We start from the raw sequence: 21,470 nt of genomic DNA, 5'->3' as shown, positions 1-21,470 counted from the left end.
CTCACGACGGGGCGGGCATAGAGGCCCGCCGTTCCTATCCCTCGATGATCGCCAGATCCTTCGAGAAGCGCTTCCAGTTTTCGATGTATTTCTCCGCCGAGCGACGGAGCCCCGCGACGGCTTCATCATCCAGCGTTCGGATGGCGCGCGCCGGCGAGCCGACAATCAGGGAATTATCCGGAAATTCCTTGCCCTCCGTCACCAGCGCATTGGCGCCGACGAGGCAGTTGCGACCGATCTTTGCGCCATTCAGGATCGTCGCGCCCATGCCGACAAGCGAATTATCGCCGATGGTGCAGCCATGCACGATGGCGTGGTGGCCGATGGTGCACATTTCGCCGATGACAGCGGCAAAGCCGGGATCGCTGTGCACCATCACGCCTTCCTGAATATTGGTGCCGCGCCCGACGCTGATCGGCTCGTTATCGCCGCGCAGCGTTGCGCCGAACCAGATGCCGACATCCTCGCCGAGCGTGACCGAGCCGATGACATTGGCGTCGGGCGCTACCCAGTAGCTATCCGGGGCGGGGGTCTGCGGCACCCGGTCGGCAAGGCGGTAAAGCGGCATGGTGGTGTCTCCCTTTTGTTTTTTTTCCGACTGCGGTCAGGCAACCGTCACGGCAAGCGTGCCGACACCCTCGACGCCGCATTCGATCCGATCGCCGCGCACGATGGGGCCAACGCCGGCCGGCGTGCCGGTCATGATGACGTCGCCGGCGGCAAGCGTGAACAGCTTGGAAAGCTCGGCAATCACTTCAGGCACCTTCCAGATCATCTGGGCAAGGTCGCCCGTCTGTTTGCGTTCGCCATTGACGTCGAGCCAGATCGCACCCGTCGCGGGATGGCCGATCTTGTCTGCGGGGACGATGGCCGAAATCGGCGCGGAATATTCGAAAGCCTTCGCGCCCTCCCAGGAACGCCCCATCTTTTTCAGACCGTCCTGAAGGTCCCGACGGGTCATGTCTATGCCGACGGCGTAACCCCAGATATGGTTCAGGGCCTCGGCCGCCGGGATATCGGCACCGCCGCTTTTCAGAACCACGACGCACTCGACTTCGTAGTGCACATTCGATGACAGCGGCGGGTAGGGGAAGTCCTGACCGGCGGGCAGCAGATTGTCCGGGTTTTTCTGGAAATAAAAGGGCGGCTCGCGCGAGGGATCGTGGCCCATCTCAATGGCGTGATCGGCATAATTGCGGCCGACGCAATAGACCCGCCGGACGGGGAACAGATCGCCCGTGCCTTCCACGGGCAGGAGAACGGGTTTCGGAGCGGGGATGACGGTGGCGGCCATGTCGATTTCCTGTCGTCTTTTTCGGTGCAATTCTTGTCCCGCGATTCCGGGGCGATTTCCAGTTCAAAATGTCCGTGCCTGCAAAACTGGCTTTTTGCGGTCCTTTGCTGTAGAAGCCGGCGCAAAGAGGTTAATCCATGTACAGACAAGCGCTTGCAAGCGGCGAAAAAATCTTCGCCGTGGCCCCCATGATCGACTGGACCGACACGAGATGCAGATTTCTGCACCGGCAATTGTCGAAGCGCGCGCTGCTTTACACCGAAATGATCGTCGCCGACGCCATCATCCATGGTCAGCGTGATAGGCTGCTCGGTTATCATCCTCAGGAACATCCCGTCGCCCTGCAGCTTGGCGGGTCTGATCCGGCCAAGCTTGCCGAAGCCGTGCGGATCGCCGGGGACTACGCTTATGACGAGATCAATCTCAATGTCGGCTGTCCCTCGGATCGGGTGCAATCCGGCACTTTCGGTGCATGCCTGATGCGCGAGCCTGATGTGGTGGCGCAATGTGTCGCCGCAATGAAGGCTGTCGCCCGCGTGCCGGTTACGGTGAAATGCCGGATCGGGGTGGATGATCAGCAGCCGGAAGCTGTTCTGCCGGATTTTCTGAATCGGGTTGTTGCCGCAGGCGCGGACGCGGTCTGGGTTCATGCGCGAAAAGCCTGGCTGCAAGGGCTTTCGCCGAAGGAAAACCGCGAAGTGCCACCGCTCGATTATGATCTCGTCTATCGCATGAAGCGGGAGAACCCTGACGTCTTTATCGGCATCAATGGCGGTATCGCCGATCTGGATCAGGCGAGCGAACATCTCCAGCATATGGATGGCGTGATGCTCGGCCGGGCCGCCTATCACAATACGTCCATTCTTGCCGATGTCGACCATCGCATCTATGGCGAAGAGGCTCGGCAGCCGGACTGGATGGCGCTGCGAGACGCGATGATGGCCTATGCCGTCGACTATATCGCCGCAGGCGGACGTCTCAACCACGTCACCCGCCACATGGTCGGACTGTTTCAGGGCATGCCCGGCGCGCGTCGTTTTCGGCAAATCCTCTCCAGCGACGCCACCCGGCCGGGGGCAGGGCCGGAAGTGATCGAGGCCGCTTTTGCGACAATCGATTTCAGCCCGACGAAAGAAATGGCGGGCTGAAAGCGCTCAGACCGCCTTTTGCAGTTCCTGCGCCCCATTGGGCGCATTGACCTTGCCGCCGGTGATGAAGAAAGCGAAGACGTCGCGCGCTGTCTTTTCGACTTTTCGCTCCGGCGCAATCAACGGCAGATCGTCCGGCACGCCACCCTTGGCATAGGTCTTTACCCGCTCGGCCCAGTGGACGATCTCTTTTTCCGGATAACAGGTCTTGATGTCGTCCTCGCCCTTCTGCAGGCGGCAATAGACGAAGTCGGCCGTCACGTCAGGCAGCATCGGATAGTCATGATGATCGGCGCAGACGACAGCGACCTTGTGTCTGGTGAGAAGATCGATGAATTCCGGAACCTGAAATGTCGGGTTGCGCACCTCGACGACATGGCGAAGACGGATGCCGTCCTGCTTCTCGGGCAGGAGCGCCAGAAATGCACCGAAATCCTCCGCGTCGAATTTTTTTGTCGGCGCGAATTGCCAGAGGATCGGGCCGAGGTGGGACCCAAGTTCCGTCAGTCCCTGCGTCAGGAACTTCGTCATCGATTCACCGGCCTCGGCCAGAACCCTGCGGTTGGTGACGAAGCGGCTTGCCTTTAGCGAGAAGACGAAATCCTCCGGCACTTCGGAAGCCCATTTGGCGAAGGTCTCCGGCTTCTGGCTGCTGTAATAGGTGCCGTTCACCTCGATGGCCGTGAGCTGCCGGCTGGCGTGCTCCAGCTGGCGCTTCTTCGGCAATTTTTCGGGATAAAACGTGCCTTCCCAGGGCTCGAAGGTCCAACCGCCGATACCGGTGCGGATCGTGCCTGATGTCGACATGTGTTATTCCTCCTCCGGCCTTCGGCCTTTCGTACCCTTGCGACGAAAGCTGCGGATTACTCCGCAGCCTCCCGTTTTCCGGCTGGCCGGCGCTCCAGAAGCTCCTTCAGGAAATGACCGGTATAGGAACGCTCAACCTTCACGATGTCCTCCGGCGTGCCGGTCGCCACCACTTCGCCGCCGCCCGTGCCGCCTTCAGGCCCGATATCGATGATCCAGTCGGCCGTCTTGATGACTTCAAGATTGTGCTCGATCACCACGACAGAATTACCCTGTTCCACCAGCGCATGCAGCATTTCCAGGAGCTTGTTGACATCGTGGAAATGCAGGCCGGTCGTCGGCTCGTCGAGAATGTAGAGCGTGCGACCGGTGGAGCGCTTGGACAGTTCCTTGGCGAGCTTGACGCGCTGCGCTTCGCCACCGGAGAGGGTGTTGGCCTGCTGGCCGACCTTGATATAACCGAGGCCGACATCGAAGAGCGATTGCAGCTTGTCGCGCACAGCCGGCACGGCGGCGAAGAATTCCACACCTTCCTCCACCGTCATATCCAGCACATCGGCGATGGATTTGCCCTTGAAGGTAACGTCCAGCGTTTCGCGATTATAACGCTTGCCGTGGCAGACATCGCAGGTGACGTAAACATCAGGCAAGAAGTGCATCTCGATCTTGATGACGCCATCGCCCTGGCAGGCCTCGCAGCGGCCGCCCTTGACGTTGAAGGAGAAACGGCCCGGCGCGTAACCGCGCGCCTTGGCTTCCGGCAGACCGGCGAACCAGTCGCGGATCGGCGTGAACGCGCCGGTATAGGTGGCCGGGTTGGAACGCGGTGTGCGGCCAATCGGCGACTGGTCGATATCGATCACCTTGTCGATGAATTCGAAACCATCGATGCGGTCGTGCTCGGCCGGGATTTCGCGCGCACCCATCACCCGGCGCGCCGCCGATTTATAAAGCGTCTCGATCAGGAATGTGGATTTGCCGCCGCCCGAAACGCCGGTTACGGCAGTGAAAACACCGAGCGGCACAGCTGCCGTGACATTCTTCAGGTTGTTGCCGCGCGCGCCAAACACCTTGATCTCGCGGCCCTTCTTGGGCTTGCGACGCTCAACAGGCACGGCGACGCCGAGTTCACCCGAAAGATATTTACCGGTCAGCGATTTCGGATTGGCCATCACCTCCTGCGGTGATCCTTCGGCAATCACCTGACCGCCATGAATGCCGGCGGCCGGGCCGATATCGACGACATAATCGGCCGTCAGAATGGCGTCTTCGTCATGTTCGACCACGATGACGGTATTGCCGATATCGCGCAGATGTTTCAGCGTATCGAGCAGGCGGGCGTTGTCGCGCTGGTGCAGGCCGATTGACGGCTCGTCGAGAACATAGAGAACGCCTGTCAGGCCCGAGCCGATCTGCGAGGCCAGACGGATACGCTGGCTTTCACCGCCGGAAAGCGTGCCGGAATTGCGCGACAGGCTGAGATAATCCAGTCCGACATCATTGAGGAAGCGCAGGCGCTCGCGGATTTCCTTGAGGATGCGGACTGCGATTTCGTTCTGCTTGGCGTTGAGGTTTTCCGGCAGCACTTCAAACCAGTCGCGCGCCGTGCGGATCGACATTTCGGTGACTTCACCGATGTGAAGCTTGTTGATCTTGACGGCGAGCGCTTCCGGCTTCAGGCGATAACCGGCGCAGGCCGGGCAGGGGGCTGCCGACATGTAACGTTCGATTTCCTCGCGCGCCCAGGCGCTGTCCGTCTCTTTCCAGCGACGTTCCAGATTGGGCACGATGCCTTCGAAATTCTTCACCGTCTTGTAGGAGCGGGCGCCGTCCTGATAGTTGAATTCGATCTTTTCCTCGGTGCCCTGCAGGATGGCGTGCTGTGCGTCCTTCGAAAGATCGGACCACTTGCTGGAGAGCTTGAAGCCGAAGGCCTTGCCGAGCGCTTCCAGCGTCTGGTTATAATAGGGCGAGGAGGATTTGGCCCAGGGCGCAATCGCGCCGTCGCGCAGCGTGCGGGCGGGCTCCGGCACAATGAGGTTTTCATCCACCTTCTGCTGCGAGCCGAGACCGTCACAGCTTGGGCAGGCGCCGAAGGGGTTGTTGAAGGAGAAAAGCCGCGGCTCGATTTCCGGAATGGTGAAGCCGGAAACGGGGCAGGCGAATTTTTCCGAAAACAGCACCCGCTCATGGGTCTCGTTGAGCGACTTGTTGGCGGAGCCGCCGGCGGCGGTTTCGTCCGGTGGCAAAGGCTTGTCGGCAAATTCCGCAATCGCCAGCCCGTCTGCGAGCTTGAGGCAGGTCTCGAGACTGTCGGCAAGACGTGCTGCCATATCCGGGCGTACGACGGCGCGGTCGACCACCACGTCGATGTCGTGCTTGTATTTCTTGTCCAGGGCGGGCACGTCGGCGATTTCGTAGAACTGGCCATCCACCTTGACGCGCTGGAAGCCCTTCTTCATCAGATCGGCGAGTTCCTTTTTATATTCGCCTTTGCGGCCGCGCACTATCGGCGCAAGAATATAAAGACGCGTGCCTTCCTCGAAAGCAAGAATACGGTCGACCATCTGGCTGACCGTCTGGCTTTCGATCGGCAGGCCGGTGGCTGGAGAATAGGGGACACCGACACGCGCAAACAAAAGGCGCATATAGTCGTAGATCTCGGTGACCGTGCCCACCGTGGAGCGCGGGTTGCGCGAGGTGGTCTTCTGCTCGATGGAGATTGCCGGCGACAGGCCGTCGATCTGATCGACATCCGGCTTCTGCATCATCTCCAGGAACTGGCGCGCATAGGCAGAGAGGCTCTCGACATAACGGCGCTGGCCCTCGGCATAGATCGTATCGAAGGCAAGCGAGGACTTGCCCGAGCCGGAAAGGCCGGTCATGACGATCAGCTTGTTGCGCGGCAAATCCAGATCGATGCCCTTGAGGTTATGCTCGCGGGCGCCACGGATGGAAATCGTCTTCAGTTCACTCATGACATGGCTCGGACAAAAATAACAGGCTTGATGGCAGCGCGTCTTATGTAGTGACGCAGCCGGGTGTGTCGAGGTCTATTCCCTATCGGTCGCAGCTTTTCGGAAAGCTTGACTCGAAATCTGCGATTTAATAGAACAAAAAAGGAACGAAATGCAAGCGCGAATGTCCGCTCCCGCAGCTTAAGATTATTCTTTGTGGATAGTTCCATGCTTGCGGTGCCCTTTGCGGGCGGCGGCGGCTATTGTGTGGCGAATTTTTTGAAATGCAATTGCCGGTCATGATGGCCGGCGGACAGGATGACGAGATGGCTGGTAGCGTAAACAAGGTAATTCTGATCGGGAACGTGGGCGCTGATCCCGAAATCCGCCGGACGCAGGATGGCCGCCCCATCGCCAACCTGCGCATCGCCACCTCGGAGACCTGGCGTGACCGCAACAGCGGCGAGCGCAAGGAAAAGACCGAATGGCACACCGTCGTGGTATTCAACGAAGGCCTGTGCAAGGTCGTCGAGCAATATGTCAAGAAGGGCGCCAAGCTCTACATCGAAGGCCAGCTGCAGACCCGCAAATGGCAGGACCAGACCGGTAACGACCGTTACTCCACCGAAATCGTGCTGCAGGGCTTTAATTCCACGCTGACCATGCTTGACGGTCGCGGCGAGGGCGGCGGCCGTAGCGGCGGCGGTGATTTCGGCGGCGGCAACGATTATGGCAGCGGCGGCGGCTCCGGCTATGGCGGCGGTTACGACCAGCAGCCCTCGTCGCGTGGCGGTGCTTCCCGCGGCGGCAGCCAGCCCTCCGGCGGCTTCTCCAACGACATGGACGACGATATCCCGTTCTGATCGGGCGGTGGATGAAGAAACCTGCGACAGGAGGTGAGCTTGACTGACGAAACCGTGCAGCCGAAACAGCCCGCCACCTGGCGCATTATTCTCGCTTTTTTCCTCGATTTCTGGACGGCGTTTTTCGCCGCCGGATTTCTGGTCGCAACGGTCGCAGGCGGGCGAACGCCTGAAGGTTTTGCCCTCAACGGCGCGCCCGCCTTTATCGCCTTTGCGCTGATCATCGCCTATTTTGTCGTGCTCGGGCGGTTCTTCGGCGGCACGCTGTGGCAGCGCCTCCTGAAAGCGAAACGCTGACGTCAGGCTTTGTCGGTTCCTCCTGGGAGGAGGATACTTCCACGTCGCGGCAGGCTATGCCGCGACCTTGTCCGCCAGCATCGCGACCATGACATCGGATTGCGACACGATGCCCACCATCTTGCCCCTGGCATCGATCACCGGCAGATAATGCAGCCCTTCCTCCGCAAAGCGGATGATGGCTTCCTCTATCGGGGTTTCCGGCCGCACGGTTTTCACCGGTGATGTCATGATGTCCTTGACCGTATCATTGGGTGCGCTTGCGCCTGAGAGGATGAGGCGCAGCCGCTGCAGGAAACCGATGGAGGGACGACCGTTTCTCCAGCTCGCCTTTTCCAGAAAATCCGTCTGGGTGACGATGCCGACGATTTCGGCCCTGTCATTGGTGACGGGCAAAGCCTTGAAATGATGGCTGTGCATCAGCGCATGGGCGTGTCGCAGGCTGTCATCCGGGGCGACACCGACCACATCCCGCGACATGACGCTTTCGCAATCGAGATGCAGCGCGCGACGCCGGTAGGAGCGCAGCTCGGTCCTGCGCAGGATGGTTTCCAGCGCATCGCGGTCGATATCGATGAACTCGTCATATTCCTTCAGCACTTCGTCGAGATCGGTGGAGGAAAAGCCGATTTTCTGGATGGGTGTCGGATCCGTGGTGCCGTGGGCGGCCTTGCCGAGCTTCAGGCCGTGCGGATAGGCGCGGCCGGTGGCATTGTTATAGGCAAGGGCCAAAGCAAGAAGGATCAGCGAATTTCCGGCGACCGGCCACAGCAGGAAACCGTAACCGAGGCTGTGCACGGCGGGGCCGCCGAGGACGGCGGTCAGTGCGACAGCACCGCTTGGCGGGTGCAGGCAGCGCAGCGCCATCATGGCGGCGATGGCGAGGCTTATGGCGAGTGCGCTGGCGAGGAATAAATCCGGAACCAGCAGAGCCACGGTCACCCCGACGAAAGCCGAAACGAGGTTGCCGCAGAGGATCGACCAGGGCTGCGCCAGCGGGCTGGAGGGCACGGCAAACAGAAGCACGGCCGAAGCGCCCATCGGCGCTATCATTGCTGGCAGGGTGGGATCGAAACGGAGAGCGAGACTCCCCAGAAGGCCGGTCAGCAGGATGCCGACAAAGGCGCCGGTTGCGGAGCGCAGCCTTTCCCTGTGACTGACGGGAGCGGCATCCGGGATGAGGCGGCGCAGCGTGGATCGCATGGAGATAACTTTCGAATCCGGAAAACATGCGTCTTTTAGCCGAGACGGGGCTCGGATTTAAAGGGAGGATTTTCTGCAATTTCGGCCGGTCGCGGGATTTTGTTGCGCGAGCATAAAGATGGGCGGCGGCTCACAAGCCGAAGGCAGACTTTATTCCATCGACCACGAATTGCACGGAAAGGGCGGCGAGCAGGACGCCGAGCAACCTTGTCAGGATGGCGCGGCCGGTATTGCCGAGGAAGCGGTCCATGCGCTCAGACACAATCAAGACGGCATAGACTAGCGCCATGGCGAAAGCCAGGATGAGAATGAGCACGACCATTTCGAGTGTCGTCTTCATCGTGCCGGCCAGAAGCACCGTGGCGGAAATCGCGCCCGGTCCCGCAATCAGCGGCAGGGCGAGCGGAAAGACCGCCAGATTGTGGAGGTGGTCCTTGGTGATGGCGATCTCTGAGGTCTTTTCCTTGCGTTCCTGGCGTTTCTCGAAAATCATCTCGAAGGAAATCCAGAACAGCAACAGCCCGCCGGCGATGCGGAAGGCGCCGAGCGAAATGCCGAGCAGGTTGAGGATGGTAAGCCCGAACAGGGCGAAGACGGCTAGAATGCCGAAGGCGATCAGCGAGCCGCGTAGCGCCACCTGACTGCGCTGGGCGCGGTTCATGCCGGCGGTGAGCGCCAGGAAGACGGGGGCGAGACCCGGCGGATCGAGTGTGACCAGAAGTGTGGTAAGCGCGTTGATGAGCGTTTCGCTGCTGGCCATTTTTTCCCCGCTTATTGCCTTTTTGCGCGTGAGACTACGCAAGTCGCAATCGCTTTAAAAGGGAGTGGCGACGCTTTTGCTGACCTAAATGGCGAAAAGCGGTGTATGTCTTGCAAATGACGCAAAAGACTGTTCAAAACTCGCCGGGAAATTGGCTTAACGTGGCTGTTTCCGCTATAAAAATCCATCCGATTCTTAACAGAGAATGTGATCCGTTTTGACTGACCAGAGCCCCCCCGGCGGCGGAAAACTTCCGCCAGGCATTGAACCGATTTCCATCATGGAGGAAATGCAGCGGTCGTATCTCGATTACGCCATGAGCGTTATCGTTTCCCGCGCGCTTCCCGATGTGCGAGACGGCCTGAAGCCGGTTCATCGCCGTATTCTTTACGGCATGTCCGAACTCGGCATCGACTGGAACAAGAAATACGTCAAATGCGCCCGCGTTACCGGTGACGTGATGGGTAAATTCCATCCGCACGGCAATTCGGCGATTTATGACGCGCTGGCGCGTATGGCGCAGGACTGGTCGCTCCGTCTGCCGCTGATCGACGGGCAGGGCAATTTCGGCTCCATCGACGGCGATCCGCCGGCGGCCGAACGTTATACCGAATGCCGTCTGGAAAAGGCCGCCCATTCGCTGCTCGACGATCTCGACAAGGAAACGGTCGATTTCCGCGACAACTATGACGGCACATTGCAGGAACCGGTCGTCATTCCGGCCAAGTTCCCGAACCTTCTGGTCAACGGGGCAGGCGGCATCGCCGTCGGCATGGCCACCAATATTCCGCCGCACAATCTGTCCGAAGTCATCGACGGCTGTATTGCGCTGATCGAAAATCCGGCGATCGAGCTGCCCGAACTGATGCAGATCATTCCCGGCCCGGATTTCCCGACCGGCGCCCTGATCATGGGCCGTTCCGGCATCCGCTCGGCTTACGAGACGGGCCGCGGTTCGGTCATCATGCGCGGCCGCGCCACCATCGAACCGATGCGTGGCGACCGCGAGCAGATCATCATCACCGAGGTTCCCTATCAGGTGAACAAGTCGTCGATGATCGAGAAGATGGCCGAACTGGTCAAGGAAAAGCGCATCGAGGGCATTTCCGACCTGCGTGATGAATCCGACCGTCAGGGTTACCGCGTCGTCATCGAGCTGAAGCGCGACGCCAACGCCGATGTCATCCTGAACCAGCTTTATCGCTACACGCCGCTGCAGACCTCCTTCGGCTGCAACATGGTGGCGCTGAACGGCGGCAAGCCGGAGCAGATGACGCTGCTCGACATGCTGCGCGCTTTCGTCTCCTTCCGCGAGGAAGTCGTCAGCCGCCGCACGAAGTACCTGCTGCGCAAGGCGCGCGAGCGTGCGCATGTGTTGGTCGGTCTGGCGATTTCCGTCGCCAATATCGATGAGGTCATCCGCGTTATCCGTCACGCTCCAGATCCGGCTTCGGCCCGCGAGGAGCTGATGACCCGGCGCTGGCCGGCGCAGGAAGTGGAGAGCCTGATCCGTCTGATCGACGATCCGCGTCATCGCATCAATGAAGACGGCACCTACAATCTCTCCGAAGAGCAGGCGCGCGCCATTCTCGAATTGCGCCTTGCCCGCCTCACCGCACTTGGTCGCGATGAAATTGGCGACGAGCTGAACAAGATCGGCGCGGAAATCAGCGAATATCTTGAAATCCTGTCGTCACGCCTGCGCATCATGCAGATCGTCACGGAAGAGCTCGTCGCCATCCGCAACGAGTTTGGTACGCCGCGCCGTTCCGAAATCGTCGAGGGCGGCCCGGACATGGACGATGAAGACCTCATCGCCCGTGAAGACATGGTCGTTACCGTTTCGCATCTCGGCTACATCAAGCGCGTGCCGCTGACCACCTACCGGGCGCAGCGTCGCGGTGGCAAGGGCCGTTCCGGCATGGCGACGCGCGACGAGGATTTCGTCAACCGGCTCTTCGTTGCCAATACGCATACGCCGGTGCTGTTCTTCTCCTCGCGCGGCATCGTGTATAAGGAAAAGGTCTGGCGCCTGCCGATCGGCACGCCGCAGTCCAAGGGCAAGGCTCTCATCAACATGCTGCCGCTGGAGCCCGGCGAGCGCATCACCACCATCATGCCGCTGCCCGAGGACGAGACGACTTGGGAAACGCTCGATGTGATGTTCTCGACGACACGCGGTACGGTTCGCCGCAACAAGCTCGGCGATTTCGTGCAGGTCAACCGCAATGGCAAGATCGCCATGAAGCTGGATGAGGAGGGTGATGAAATCCTCTCCGTCGAAACCTGTACTGACCGCGACGACGTGCTGCTGACGACCGCGCTCGGCCAGTGCATCCGCTTCCCCGTGGATGATGTGCGCGTCTTTGCCGGCCGCAACTCCGTCGGCGTGCGTGGCATCAACATGGCCGACGGCGACCGCATCATCTCCATGACCATTGTCGGCCATGTGGAAGCGGAGCCGTGGGAGCGTGCAGCCTATCTGAAGCGCTCGGCTACTGAACGGCGTGCCGCGGGCGTTGATGAGGACGATATCGCGCTTGTTGGCGAGGAAGTGACGGAAGAGGGTGAGCTGAGCGAAGAGCGTTATCAGGAACTGAAGGCACGCGAAGAATTCGTGCTGACAGTTTCCGTGAAGGGCTTCGGCAAGCGCTCCTCCTCCTATGACTTCCGCACCTCGGGTCGTGGCGGCAAGGGCATCCGCGCCACCGATACCTCCAAGACGACGGAAATCGGCGAACTGGTTGCGGCCTTCCCGGTCGAAGACAACGACCAGATCATGCTCGTTTCCGATGGTGGTCAGCTCATCCGCGTGCCGGTCAACGGCATCCGCATCGCCAGCCGCGCCACCAAGGGCGTAACGATCTTCTCTACCGCAAAGGATGAGAAGGTGGTTTCCGTAGAGCGCATCAACGAGCCGGAAGGCGAAGACGAAGCAGAAAACGGTAATGGCGAAGATGCCGCCGACGATCTGCCGGATACGCCGGAGGCGCCGGAGAACGAGGCGTAAGCCGCCTCGTCATCTTCGGTTACCAATCAGGAAAAACCCCGCGGCGCTCAGGCTCCGCGGGGTTTTTCTTTGTGTCGTATCAGCTGCGTCTGATTTTCAGCGAATCCGAATATGGACCGGAGCGCGACCCGAGCGGCTCGCGACATGAAGGTGGATGTTTGCTTCGGGTTGATTGGAGCGCCAGGCGCGGGCGCCATGCGACAGAAGCAGCGCCACGAGATCGCGCGTTTTTGCCTTGGAGCGGTTGAGACCGAGATCGGCGATACGCATTGCCGCCTCGTGAATGGGATGCAGAACCGACAGGCCGCCATGCCCATTGCCAGACGCAATGTCCGAATAATTCTCGTTAACTGCCATCTTGGAAAGCCTCGCTACTCATTACACAATTCGAGGAGACAGGCGATGTTTCGACAATGAAGCATCGCCTGCGGAAACATCAGTTACTGGAGTGACGCCCAGCAGCTGACGCCTTTCTTTTTCAGTGCATTACATGCATTCACCGCGGCGTTCTGGCCATCAAAGCCGCCGAAACGGGCGCGGTAGATCTGGGAGCCGTCCTTACTGAAGGCGACCGTGAAGGGTTTTGCGGAGCGCAACGCCGCGCCGCCTTTTTCCTGCGCATTCTGCAACAGGCCGCGCGCGGAATTCTCGTCCGGCGATGCGCCGATCTGGATGACCCAGCCGCCCTGCGGAGCCTCGGACCGGGCCGAAACAGAAGGGGCGGAGGCGACAGACGCCGTGGTGGAGGCGGTGACGATATTGTCCACCTTGGTCGAATTGGTGATCAACTTGCGGTCGGGTGCAGCGGGTGCCTGATTGATTGGATCCTTGCCCTTCTGCCAGGTGGCCGCTTCCATGGCCTTGACGGCTGCATTGGAAGAGGAGCCTGCGAAGGCGGTAACCGGGGCTTCTTCGTAACGGGTCTGCGGCACCGGACCGGAATTGGGCAGGCCGGCTGCGGTTGCTGCAACTGCCACGGAAGGAACAGCAGCGGCTACGGCGACGGGTTCTTCCACAGGCGCTGAGCGGGTCTGCGCGATCAGGTTGCTGTTGCCGCCGCGCGATGCCTGCGGCAGATAGGTTGCGACAAGCTTGCGCATGGTTGCGTCACGGGCAGCACTCGAACGGCCGCCGAGAACGACAGCGACGATTGAGCGGCCGTCGATCTGCGCCGACGTGGCAAGGTTGCTGCCGGCTGCGCGGGTGTAACCCGTCTTGATGCCATCCACGCCCTTTACGGTTCCGACGAGGCGGTTATGGTTGCCGATAACCTGTTTGCCGAAATTGAAGGTGCGGGTGGAAAAATAGCCGTAATATTGCGGAAAATGCTGGCGAAGCGCCACGCCGAGGCGGGCCTGATCGCGCGCCGTCGTCATCTGCGCCGTGTTGGGCAGGCCGTTGGCGTTGCGATAGGTCGTGCGGGTCATGCCGAGTGCACGGGCCTTGGCGGTCATCATTCTGGCGAAGCGGTCTTCCGAGCCGCCGATATATTCGCCGAGCGCGGTCGCCATGTCATTTGCAGAACGGGTGACGAGTGCAAGGATGGCCTGCTCCACGGTGATGCTGCCGCCGGCGCGCACGCCCAGCTTGGACGGCGGCTCCTTGGCTGCATTGGCCGAGACCGGCACCTTGGAATCAAGCGAGATACGTCCGGTATTGAGTGCTTCGAACGTCAGGTAAAGCGTCATCATCTTCGTCAGCGAAGCTGGATAACGCAGGCCGTCCGGATCCTCACCATAGAGGACCTTGCCGGTTTTGGCGTCGATGACGATACCCGCATATTTCGGGTCGGCCTTTGCGGTCTGAACGGATGTTGCGGTTATGAACGCCGCAGCAAGGGTTAACGCAATAAACCTCACGAAAGACGTTGCACCCGCTTTGCGCGAATGTGCTCCAGATAGACTTTTCAACACTGCTGAACTCTTCAATCGCATATTTATGTTCCGCTCGGACACGCCCCGCCCGATGCTCCGAGACGAAACTTTATCGGGATGGCGTTACCAAGTGGTTTATGAAAGGTATCCGCCTTCCATAAAATGCGACTTTTCGCACCCAATCTGTGCCGTGCCGTGTCACGGATTTCCGTCTTTTACGAGGCGGCGCTCGATATAGTTTTTCACATCCGCATCCAGCTTTTGCCATTGCGGCAGCAGGGCTGATGAGAAACGGTAGAACAGGCTGAGATCCTGTCCGGCGTGAATATCCCTCTGGCAATCGCTGCCGGTGGCCTCCTGCGGCGGTTGCGGCAGGAGGCAGCGCACCACATAGGTATTGTCGCCATCACGCTCGCCGGTCAATATGACTTCCTTGCCGTAACCGGAATAGGCGCGCAGACGGTGCAGCACGAGGCCGTGTTTCAGCGGCACCGACTCTCCTTCTGTCAGCCGTGAATAAATCGGGCCGAAACGACCGGACATATCCTCCGACATGGTGCTTTGCGAAAGCTGGATGAAAATCAGCCCCGTCGCTTGCACCGGATCGTCGAAGACGGCGCGATTCGCCTCCTCATAACCCCGGAGGTCAGGCCAGCTTAAATAGAGGTCGACGCGTTCGCGCTCTGCGCCGTGTCGCTCAGAAGGCGACCGCAGGGTGTTTTTCGCAAGCTTCAGCCGGTCGTTGCCGATGACGATCTCCACCTCCTCGGTGGCCGTCGTATGGCCAGCCCGAAGAATCCGCTCGCCGTACCACTTGATGCCGACATTGAGGACGCCGAGAAAGATGAGAAGAATTCCGGCAATGAGGGCGGCGCGGAGCATGAGTGACGAAGAAAGCAGGGGTTTCTGGTCTTTCATAGACTTCCATATCGGTTGGCCGCCGGACGATTTTCCGGAACGGGAAATAGCCGTGCAAAGCTTTAACCTGAGGCGATCGGCATTGAAATGATGTTTTGCCGCTGCTACCTGATAACGACCAAGCAAAGGACGGCATATGGCAGCGCGCGACAGATATTCCCGGAAGCTCGAATGTTCCAAATGTGGTCATCATGGTTTTGCCGAAGCGTCGGAATCGGATGACAAGAGCCGCCGGGACGTCGATTTTCGCATCGATGAAATGCCTCGGGGATTTCGCGCGGAGCGCGCCTCGGGCGATCCGACGGATTTCATGATCCGCTGCGCCCAGTGCGGTAATATATTCCGTTTCCTGCAGAAAACCGCCTATGCGCCGGGAGGCGAGCCGCGCGTGAAGGCCTGAACGGGAGGTGCCCGCATGACTTTACCGCAACAACCTGATGGAGCGCCGCAAAGGCGCAAACCGATCTGGCCGTGGATCCTGCTCCTGGTACTGACGCTCTGCGCCATCTATTCCTATAATCGCGCCAATGAAATCATCGCGGAATTGTCAGACACCTTGCCGCCCGCTCTGCTGAACCTGTTCGAGGATATTCTTCGCGGCGACGGCCGACATGGCAATGGCGGGCCGGGCATCGGCGTCTGAAGCGAGGACATCCGGCGCATAGCCGGCCCCTCGGGCGTGCTTCACGCCTTTAGCGATCGCAAAAGAAAAAAAAGCCCCGCAAATAGGCGGGGCAGGTTGATCGCTCGGGGAAAGTTGGGCAATGCCCGGGAGCGATGGCTTGATATAAATGACAAGAGTGCTGACGCGATAGGCCACTTCTGACCCAAACAGTACGCCCACGCATAAATTTTGTTCAATCAGCAGATTTTTAAAAGATGAGCGCGGCGAATCTGTAAGACAACTTGACAGACTTTCCCTTTATTCTTTGCATTGCCTCGAATTGCACATATTCGCCTTTAACATAACGTGACATGAGCAGACGCATGGATAAATCCGGAATTTTCTTCGTGGCGCTTTTGCTGGTGCTGATTGCAATTGTTTTGAGCCTGACGCTGTTCGATACGGCCCAGCAGGTGCCGTCGATACCTTCAGGCGACGGATCCCTGCTGCCGCCGGCAACGACCCCGGGGCAATGAACTGCCAACCATAAAGAGAAGGACGGCGCCGCTCGCCCGGGCGGGATTGACGGCCTTTTTCAAACCGCTATAAAGCCTCACCACCGATGGATGGGTGTCCGAGTGGTTTAAGGAACCGGTCTTGAAAACCGGCGTGCGTGAGAGCGTACCGTGGGTTCGAATCCCACCCCATCTGCCATTCAGCCCGAAAACTACTCCAAGAGCGCAGCAATGAAGGATGCTTCGATCGCGTTATTTTGCTTTGGAATGGCTGGAGATCGGCGCGAATGGGAAACCCGCCTTTCGGCGGGTTCCAGGCGGCTGGTTTAATCAGATTTCCGGGCAACCCCGCTCATTCGCGAAGGTGATGCGATCCGGTCCCCGGCGCGTGAAGCCTTCGACGACGACGCGACCCGGAGTGACGCGCACGACCTCTGGATCGCGCAGGCCTGCCTCACGGGCAGCGGCACGGGCTTCGCGTTCGCTGCAACCGCGCATGCGGGGCGGGCCACGGCGGTCGACATCCCGGTCACGATCACGGATGACAGGGCGGACGCCGTCAGGGCCGATTCTGAGCTCCATGTCCTGCGCGCCTGCAGGGATTGGTGCGGCGAAGGATACCAAGGCGATGCCAATCGCCAGACCTGTGGTTTTCATAAACTTGATCATGTTTCCTCCCTCAGCCGAAACCGGCGGAAGCTCGTTGTTTGCGGGGAGAAAACGCGGTCGTCGTCCGTTTGTTCCTTGAGGATGCGGTCGGGAAGGGAGGCCGAGGTGGGTAGATTGAGCCCGGCAGACGGACTTAAAAGATAGAAATCATTAACCACGTTCGTTACAATTTTATCGAATTTGCAGAAGTCGTTCGCATTTTCGCCACGTTATGCACAAGATTAAGCGACTGTTAGGTGCTTCGATGGCAGGGGCAATTATCGAGGCAAGTGAGGGTGCGGTTCTCCGAGCCAATAGCAGCGTGGGGCAGACGATTTGAATTCTTCGGTCAAGAAACTCGGCATCAACGCCAGGTCGGGCGTGAAGTGGCTCGCAATTTCCGTGCTTTGCGCTGCGACCGCATCGTGTTCCACGACGTCCGAGACCAAGCCTAAGCCCAAGCGCAGCAAGGAATATTTTTCCGAATCCGAATATGGCGTCAAAGCCAGCCCGCGTGTGGCCGATGGCAAAAGCATTCCCAAGGGTGGCGGGCGCGAGCTGGTCGGCAATGCCTATACCGTCAAGGGCCGCCGCTATTTCCCGAAGGAAGAGCCGGGTTACAACAAGACTGGTCTGGCTTCCTGGTACGGTTCCGCCTTCCATGGCCGCCTGACCGCCAATGGCGAAGTCTACGACAAAGAACATCTTTCTGCCGCACATCCGACATTTCCCCTGCCGAGCTATGCGCGCATCACCAACATGGAGAATGGCGCTTCGGTTCTCGTGCGCGTCAACGATCGCGGACCGTTCCATGAAGGCCGCCTGATTGACGTTTCCAGCAAGACGGCCGACCTTCTCGACATGAAGGCCACCGGCACGGCGAATGTACGGGTGCAATATGCCGGCCGTGCACCGCTTGACGGTCACGACATGCCCTATCTGATGGCATCTTACATTCCGAAGGGTTCGCGTTCGCCGGGTGTAGCACCCGAAGGGCAGATCGCAACGGGCGTGATGGTGGCTTCGGCATCGCCGAATTTCGTTCCCGCGCCCACATCCAACCCGAATTATGGCGCCTCCACGCAGACGGCGCTCGTCGGTTCCAAGAAGAATGCGGCGCTTCAGGCCATGCCGCTCGTCAATGGCCCGGCGCCGGTTTTCGAACAATTCGCGATCCTGCCTGAAATCGGCCCTATCCTGGCCGAGCGTCCGGAAGGCAATTTCATGCGTGAGCCGGCTGCCCCCGGCGGCAATTATCTGCGCGTGCCGACACCGTCTTCCAAATTTGCCGCGGCCTATTCCGAAGAATCTGCTACAGTTTCCAGGACCGCAAGCGCCTTCGACAGCGTGCTCGTAGATCGTGGTGCGCTCAATGAGCAATCGATACTCGCCCATGTGAAGCGTCAGCAGGCGAAGTCGCGCTGACGGAATGAAGGATACGGCCGGCCTCCCGCCTTTATCGCGGGCAGCCGGTTACGGCAGGCAGGACTGGGCGGTTTCATGCGCAAGGCCATTCATCGCTCCTATCGTTCGGTCGTCGCAGCGGCAGCGCTTGCGTTTCTCAGTGCAGGCCCGGCACAATCACAGACAGCCCCCTTCATCGCCAAGGCCGAACAGGCCTATATGATCGATGCCGAAACGGGCACGGTGCTTCTTTCGCAAAATGAGAGCCAGCCTTTTCCGCCCGCATCGCTTGCCAAACTGATGACGGTGGAGGTGGTGCTGGATGCGCTGTCCAAGGGGCAGGTGACGCCGGAGACCGCTTATCCTGTCTCGGAATATGCCTGGCGCACGGGCGGTGCGCCATCGCGCACGTCGACCATGTTCGCGGCGCTGAAATCCTCCGTCAGCATCAATGATCTTCTGACCGGCATCATCGTCCAGAACGCCAATGATGGCTGCATTGTCATCGCCGAAGGCATGGCGGGCTCGGATGCCGCCTTCGCCAAGCGCATGACGGTGCGGGCGGGCGAACTTGGCATGAGCCGCAGCACCTTCACCAATTCCACGGGGCTTCCCGATCCCGGCAACCAGACGACCGCCAGGGACATGGTGCGCCTTGCCCAGCATCTGCATGACAGCTACCCCGACCGTTACGGGCTTTTCACCAAGCCGGATTTCGAATGGAACCGGATTTTCCAGCGCAATAAAAACACGCTCTTGATGCCGGGCAGCGGTATCGATGGTCTCGGGCTTGGTTTTGCCGAAGGCAGCGGTTTTGCCGCCGTCGTCTCGGCCGAGAGGGAAGGCCGCCGGGTCTATCTGGCGCTTTCAGGCATAGTGGACGACAAGACGCGGCAGGAAGAAGCCCGCCGGGTGGTGGACTGGGGCCTGACAGCCTTTGAAAAACGCCATCTTTTCAGCAAGGACGAGGCTGTCGGGTCGGTCGGCGTTTATGGCGGCGATGTCGCGCATATCGATCTTTCGCCGAAGGAAGATGTCAGCGTGCTGGTGCCGGTCAATAATCCGGAGCGTATTTCCGGACGAATCGTGTATCGCTGGCCGCTGAACGCACCTTTGGACGTTGGTGCAAATGCCGGAACGCTCAAGATTTTTTCGGGCGAACGCCTGTTGCGGGAGGTTCCACTTTATACGAAGGCGGCGGTCGGCAAGGGGTCGCTTACCCAAAATGCAACGAGTGCGCTGAAGGAACTGCTGCTGTTCTGGCTCTGAATGCCTGCTCCACGCGCCGCCTTGTTCCTATGCTTTTGTTCAGGCACCTGTTTTTCTGAAAAGCGCTTCACACATTTCGCTTCGATGCTGTAAACAGGCAATTCGAATTTTAGAAAACCCGTGCAGGACGTGACATTGGCCGAAAAGACCGGATTGTTCATCAGCTTCGAAGGCGGCGAAGGCGCTGGTAAGTCGACGCAGATTCGCACCCTTGCCGAGGCGCTTCGCGGCCGTGGTTTTAAGGTGGTCGTGACGCGTGAGCCGGGTGGCTCGCCGGGCGCAGAGGCTGTCCGGCACGTTCTCCTTTCGGGTGCGGCCGAATCCTTCGGCGTGCGCATGGAAGCAATCCTGTTCGCGGCTGCTCGCAACGACCATGTCGAGGAGGTCATTCGCCCGGCGCTCACACGCGGCGAGATCGTGCTCTGCGACCGGTTTCTCGATTCCTCCCGTGTTTATCAGGGCACGACCGGCAATCTGGAGCCGGAATTCATCGAGACCCTGCAACGCATCGCGATTGACGGCGTCGTGCCCGAACTGACGCTGATTTTCGATATCGCCGCCGAAAAGGGGCTCGCCCGCGCCAGAAAGCGTGCGGATGAGGGCGCTGCGCCTGATCGGTTCGAGAAAGAGGAAATCGAAACCCACGAGAAGCGGCGGGAAGCCTATCTGGATATTGCGCTCGCCGAACCGCGTCGTTGCCGGATCGTCAATGCCGACCAGCCGGAAGGAAAAGTGGCGGAGGATGTCCTGTCCTTCGTAGAGCCTTTGCTTGAACAGCTGGAAACGGCGGCGGGCGCGGCGCATGAGTGAGGTTCAGGGCGTTCTCGACGGCGCGATTGCGCCACAGCAGAACACGAAGCTTTTTGGCCATGAAGAGGCGGAAGCGTTCCTCGCGCAATCCTATCGTTCCGGTAAGGGCCATCACGCCATTCTGATAGAGGGCCCGGAGGGTATCGGCAAGGCGACGCTCGCCTTCCGTTTTGCCAATCATGTGCTCAGCCATCCCGATCCGTCGCTGGCGCCGGATTTTCTTGCCGATCCCGATCCGCAATCGCTGGTCAGCCGGCAGATCACCGCCGGGGCCTCGCATAATCTCCTGCATCTCACCCGTCCGGTGGACGAAAAGACGGGCCGCGTGAAATCCGCCATCACCGTGGACGAAGTGCGGCGGGCAGGGCACTTCTTCTCGCAGACCTCCGGCACCGGCAACTGGCGTATCGTCGTCATCGATCCCGCCGACGACCTCAACCGCAACGCCGCGAATGCCATCCTCAAAATACTGGAGGAGCCGCCAAAGCGGGCGATGTTCCTCGTCCTGTCGCATGCGCCGGGAAAATTGCTGCCGACCATCCGCTCGCGCTGCATGCCGCTCAGGCTCCTGCCGCTTTCCGATGCGGCCATGGTGCAGTCGCTCGATCATCTCGGCATCAGCCCATCCGGTGAAAAACGCGACGCCCTGCTTGCCGCCTCGAAGGGCAGCGTCGCGCAGGCGTTGAAGTTGATGAATTACGGCGGCTCCGACATTGTCGAGGCCTTTGCGGAAGTCATGGCGGCTGAAGGGTCCGGGGTGCGCAAGCAGATGCACAAGCTTGCCGAGGTTCTGGCACAGAAGGATGGCGACATCGTTCTCGGCTTCTTCATGGAGCACGTGACGGAAGAGCTTATGGAGAGGGCGCGGGCGGCGGCGATGGCGGGCGATATCGCTGCGGCGGAAAAACATGCGCGGCTTTCCTCGGCGCTTTCGGAACGCATCACCGTGGCGCAGGCCTATAATCTCGACAAGAAGCAGATGGTGCTTTCCATTCTGGAAGATATCCGTTCGGTTTAAGTGCCGGGATCAGGAATCATACCCGAAATGGGGAAGTTGTTGTTTCGCTGCTGCGAACAATGGTTTAAGAG

The 21,470-nt window shown here is 59.9% G+C and carries 21 protein-coding genes and 1 tRNA gene; 12 read left to right on the top strand and 10 right to left on the bottom strand.

Annotated features, from left to right (window positions below):
• Window positions 1–34 precede the first annotated feature (34 nt).
• Together CFB10_RS01440 and CFB10_RS01435 are read right to left on the bottom strand one after the other, a co-directional pair.
• Entirely contained in the window at window positions 35–568 is a 534-nt protein-coding gene (locus tag CFB10_RS01440) for a gamma carbonic anhydrase family protein (protein WP_020012532.1), read from the bottom strand.
• 36 nt (window positions 569–604) lie between these two features.
• On the bottom strand, window positions 605–1,294 hold the full coding sequence (locus tag CFB10_RS01435) for a fumarylacetoacetate hydrolase family protein (protein WP_020012531.1): 690 nt from the start codon (window positions 1,292–1,294) through the stop codon (window positions 605–607).
• A gap of 137 nt (window positions 1,295–1,431) precedes the next feature.
• Here CFB10_RS01435 and dusA point away from each other — a divergent pair, with 137 nt between their 5' ends.
• Window positions 1,432–2,442 carry a tRNA dihydrouridine(20/20a) synthase DusA gene (gene dusA, locus CFB10_RS01430; RefSeq protein WP_020012530.1) on the top strand — a complete coding sequence of 337 codons (1,011 nt, stop codon included), beginning with the start codon at window positions 1,432–1,434 and terminating at the stop codon, window positions 2,440–2,442.
• A gap of 6 nt (window positions 2,443–2,448) precedes the next feature.
• Here the strand turns inward: dusA and CFB10_RS01425 are convergent, their stop codons facing one another.
• Together CFB10_RS01425 and uvrA are read right to left on the bottom strand one after the other, a co-directional pair.
• A complete protein-coding gene (locus CFB10_RS01425) occupies window positions 2,449–3,249 on the bottom strand; it encodes a DUF72 domain-containing protein (RefSeq protein ID WP_020012529.1) in 801 nt (266 codons plus the stop codon).
• A gap of 56 nt (window positions 3,250–3,305) precedes the next feature.
• Window positions 3,306–6,227 (bottom strand): excinuclease ABC subunit UvrA, encoded by a 2,922-nt coding sequence (uvrA, locus tag CFB10_RS01420; protein WP_020012528.1) that lies wholly within the window; start codon window positions 6,225–6,227, stop codon window positions 3,306–3,308.
• Between the two features lie 263 nt (window positions 6,228–6,490).
• Between uvrA and CFB10_RS01415 the strand changes: the two genes are divergently transcribed.
• Together CFB10_RS01415 and CFB10_RS01410 are read left to right on the top strand one after the other, a co-directional pair.
• Window positions 6,491–7,069 carry a single-stranded DNA-binding protein gene (locus CFB10_RS01415; protein ID WP_020012527.1) on the top strand — a complete coding sequence of 193 codons (579 nt, stop codon included), beginning with the start codon at window positions 6,491–6,493 and terminating at the stop codon, window positions 7,067–7,069.
• Between the two features lie 33 nt (window positions 7,070–7,102).
• Entirely contained in the window at window positions 7,103–7,366 is a 264-nt protein-coding gene (locus CFB10_RS01410) for a hypothetical protein (RefSeq protein WP_020012526.1), read from the top strand.
• 54 nt (window positions 7,367–7,420) lie between these two features.
• On the opposite strand, the gene CFB10_RS01405 is transcribed toward CFB10_RS01410, so the two are convergent.
• Both CFB10_RS01405 and CFB10_RS01400 read right to left on the bottom strand, forming a co-directional pair.
• The gene (locus CFB10_RS01405) at window positions 7,421–8,569 is read right to left on the bottom strand and encodes an HPP family protein (RefSeq protein ID WP_020012525.1); all 1,149 of its coding nucleotides are present in this window, start codon (window positions 8,567–8,569) and stop codon (window positions 7,421–7,423) included.
• A gap of 130 nt (window positions 8,570–8,699) precedes the next feature.
• A complete protein-coding gene (locus CFB10_RS01400) occupies window positions 8,700–9,329 on the bottom strand; it encodes a MarC family protein (RefSeq protein ID WP_026364101.1) in 630 nt (209 codons plus the stop codon).
• A gap of 217 nt (window positions 9,330–9,546) precedes the next feature.
• Here CFB10_RS01400 and gyrA point away from each other — a divergent pair, with 217 nt between their 5' ends.
• Window positions 9,547–12,339, top strand: a complete 2,793-nt coding sequence (gene gyrA / locus CFB10_RS01395) for a DNA gyrase subunit A (protein ID WP_026364100.1) — start codon at window positions 9,547–9,549, stop codon at window positions 12,337–12,339.
• A gap of 96 nt (window positions 12,340–12,435) precedes the next feature.
• Here gyrA and CFB10_RS01390 read toward each other — a convergent pair whose 3' ends face one another.
• From CFB10_RS01390 to CFB10_RS01380, 3 genes are all read right to left on the bottom strand, one after another.
• Window positions 12,436–12,696, bottom strand: coding sequence for a hypothetical protein (locus CFB10_RS01390; protein ID WP_020012522.1), 261 nt, complete (start codon window positions 12,694–12,696; stop codon window positions 12,436–12,438).
• A gap of 83 nt (window positions 12,697–12,779) precedes the next feature.
• Window positions 12,780–14,273, bottom strand: a complete 1,494-nt coding sequence (locus CFB10_RS01385) for a D-alanyl-D-alanine carboxypeptidase family protein (protein WP_081629717.1) — start codon at window positions 14,271–14,273, stop codon at window positions 12,780–12,782.
• A 138-nt stretch (window positions 14,274–14,411) separates the two neighbouring features.
• Window positions 14,412–15,131: a hypothetical protein gene (locus CFB10_RS01380; RefSeq protein ID WP_020012520.1), complete on the bottom strand. Its 720-nt coding sequence runs from the start codon at window positions 15,129–15,131 to the stop codon at window positions 14,412–14,414.
• A gap of 136 nt (window positions 15,132–15,267) precedes the next feature.
• On the opposite strand from CFB10_RS01380, the gene CFB10_RS01375 reads away from it, so the two are divergent.
• From CFB10_RS01375 to CFB10_RS01360, 4 genes are all read left to right on the top strand, one after another.
• Entirely contained in the window at window positions 15,268–15,531 is a 264-nt protein-coding gene (locus CFB10_RS01375) for a hypothetical protein (RefSeq protein WP_020012519.1), read from the top strand.
• Between the two features lie 15 nt (window positions 15,532–15,546).
• Complete coding sequence (locus CFB10_RS01370) at window positions 15,547–15,774, top strand: hypothetical protein (protein ID WP_003502740.1); 228 nt, start codon at window positions 15,547–15,549, stop codon at window positions 15,772–15,774.
• Window positions 15,775–16,118: 344 nt separating this feature from the next.
• Window positions 16,119–16,271 (top strand): hypothetical protein, encoded by a 153-nt coding sequence (locus CFB10_RS01365; RefSeq protein ID WP_020012517.1) that lies wholly within the window; start codon window positions 16,119–16,121, stop codon window positions 16,269–16,271.
• A gap of 88 nt (window positions 16,272–16,359) precedes the next feature.
• Window positions 16,360–16,449, top strand: a tRNA-Ser gene (locus CFB10_RS01360).
• A 131-nt stretch (window positions 16,450–16,580) separates the two neighbouring features.
• Here CFB10_RS01360 and CFB10_RS01355 read toward each other — a convergent pair.
• Window positions 16,581–16,919: a hypothetical protein gene (locus CFB10_RS01355; RefSeq protein ID WP_020012516.1), complete on the bottom strand. Its 339-nt coding sequence runs from the start codon at window positions 16,917–16,919 to the stop codon at window positions 16,581–16,583.
• Between the two features lie 315 nt (window positions 16,920–17,234).
• On the opposite strand from CFB10_RS01355, the gene CFB10_RS01350 reads away from it, so the two are divergent.
• From CFB10_RS01350 to CFB10_RS01335, 4 genes are all read left to right on the top strand, one after another.
• Window positions 17,235–18,323 (top strand): septal ring lytic transglycosylase RlpA family protein, encoded by a 1,089-nt coding sequence (locus tag CFB10_RS01350; RefSeq protein ID WP_020012514.1) that lies wholly within the window; start codon window positions 17,235–17,237, stop codon window positions 18,321–18,323.
• A gap of 75 nt (window positions 18,324–18,398) precedes the next feature.
• Window positions 18,399–19,571 carry a D-alanyl-D-alanine carboxypeptidase family protein gene (locus CFB10_RS01345; protein ID WP_020012513.1) on the top strand — a complete coding sequence of 391 codons (1,173 nt, stop codon included), beginning with the start codon at window positions 18,399–18,401 and terminating at the stop codon, window positions 19,569–19,571.
• A 135-nt stretch (window positions 19,572–19,706) separates the two neighbouring features.
• Complete coding sequence (gene tmk / locus CFB10_RS01340) at window positions 19,707–20,381, top strand: dTMP kinase (protein WP_020012512.1); 675 nt, start codon at window positions 19,707–19,709, stop codon at window positions 20,379–20,381.
• On the top strand, window positions 20,374–21,399 hold the full coding sequence (locus CFB10_RS01335; protein ID WP_020012511.1) for a DNA polymerase III subunit delta': 1,026 nt from the start codon (window positions 20,374–20,376) through the stop codon (window positions 21,397–21,399). Before tmk ends, CFB10_RS01335 begins: the two co-directional genes overlap by 8 nt.
• Window positions 21,400–21,470: the final 71 nt, after the last annotated feature.

Source organism: Agrobacterium sp. 719_389 (genome assembly GCF_900188475.1).
In the GTDB taxonomy this organism is placed as follows: domain Bacteria; phylum Pseudomonadota; class Alphaproteobacteria; order Rhizobiales; family Rhizobiaceae; genus Agrobacterium; species Agrobacterium radiobacter.
Note: the sequence above shows the minus strand (reverse complement) of the source record. Positions and strands in the feature narration are given on the sequence as shown.

Coding starts and splice junctions, on each gene's coding strand:
- CFB10_RS01385 (WP_081629717.1), bottom strand. CDS start 14,273: ATGCGATTGAAGAGTTCAGCAGTGTTGAAAAGTCTATCTGGAGCACAT.
- CFB10_RS01425 (WP_020012529.1), bottom strand. CDS start 3,249: ATGTCGACATCAGGCACGATCCGCACCGGTATCGGCGGTTGGACCTTC.
- CFB10_RS01345 (WP_020012513.1), top strand. CDS start 18,399: ATGCGCAAGGCCATTCATCGCTCCTATCGTTCGGTCGTCGCAGCGGCA.
- CFB10_RS01335 (WP_020012511.1), top strand. CDS start 20,374: ATGAGTGAGGTTCAGGGCGTTCTCGACGGCGCGATTGCGCCACAGCAG.
- CFB10_RS01440 (WP_020012532.1), bottom strand. CDS start 568: ATGCCGCTTTACCGCCTTGCCGACCGGGTGCCGCAGACCCCCGCCCCG.
- CFB10_RS01390 (WP_020012522.1), bottom strand. CDS start 12,696: ATGGCAGTTAACGAGAATTATTCGGACATTGCGTCTGGCAATGGGCAT.
- CFB10_RS01415 (WP_020012527.1), top strand. CDS start 6,491: ATGCAATTGCCGGTCATGATGGCCGGCGGACAGGATGACGAGATGGCT.
- dusA (WP_020012530.1), top strand. CDS start 1,432: ATGTACAGACAAGCGCTTGCAAGCGGCGAAAAAATCTTCGCCGTGGCC.
- CFB10_RS01435 (WP_020012531.1), bottom strand. CDS start 1,294: ATGGCCGCCACCGTCATCCCCGCTCCGAAACCCGTTCTCCTGCCCGTG.
- CFB10_RS01355 (WP_020012516.1), bottom strand. CDS start 16,919: ATGATCAAGTTTATGAAAACCACAGGTCTGGCGATTGGCATCGCCTTG.
- CFB10_RS01400 (WP_026364101.1), bottom strand. CDS start 9,329: ATGGCCAGCAGCGAAACGCTCATCAACGCGCTTACCACACTTCTGGTC.
- CFB10_RS01380 (WP_020012520.1), bottom strand. CDS start 15,131: ATGAAAGACCAGAAACCCCTGCTTTCTTCGTCACTCATGCTCCGCGCC.
- CFB10_RS01365 (WP_020012517.1), top strand. CDS start 16,119: ATGGATAAATCCGGAATTTTCTTCGTGGCGCTTTTGCTGGTGCTGATT.
- uvrA (WP_020012528.1), bottom strand. CDS start 6,227: ATGAGTGAACTGAAGACGATTTCCATCCGTGGCGCCCGCGAGCATAAC.
- CFB10_RS01405 (WP_020012525.1), bottom strand. CDS start 8,569: ATGCGATCCACGCTGCGCCGCCTCATCCCGGATGCCGCTCCCGTCAGT.
- CFB10_RS01370 (WP_003502740.1), top strand. CDS start 15,547: ATGACTTTACCGCAACAACCTGATGGAGCGCCGCAAAGGCGCAAACCG.
- CFB10_RS01375 (WP_020012519.1), top strand. CDS start 15,268: ATGGCAGCGCGCGACAGATATTCCCGGAAGCTCGAATGTTCCAAATGT.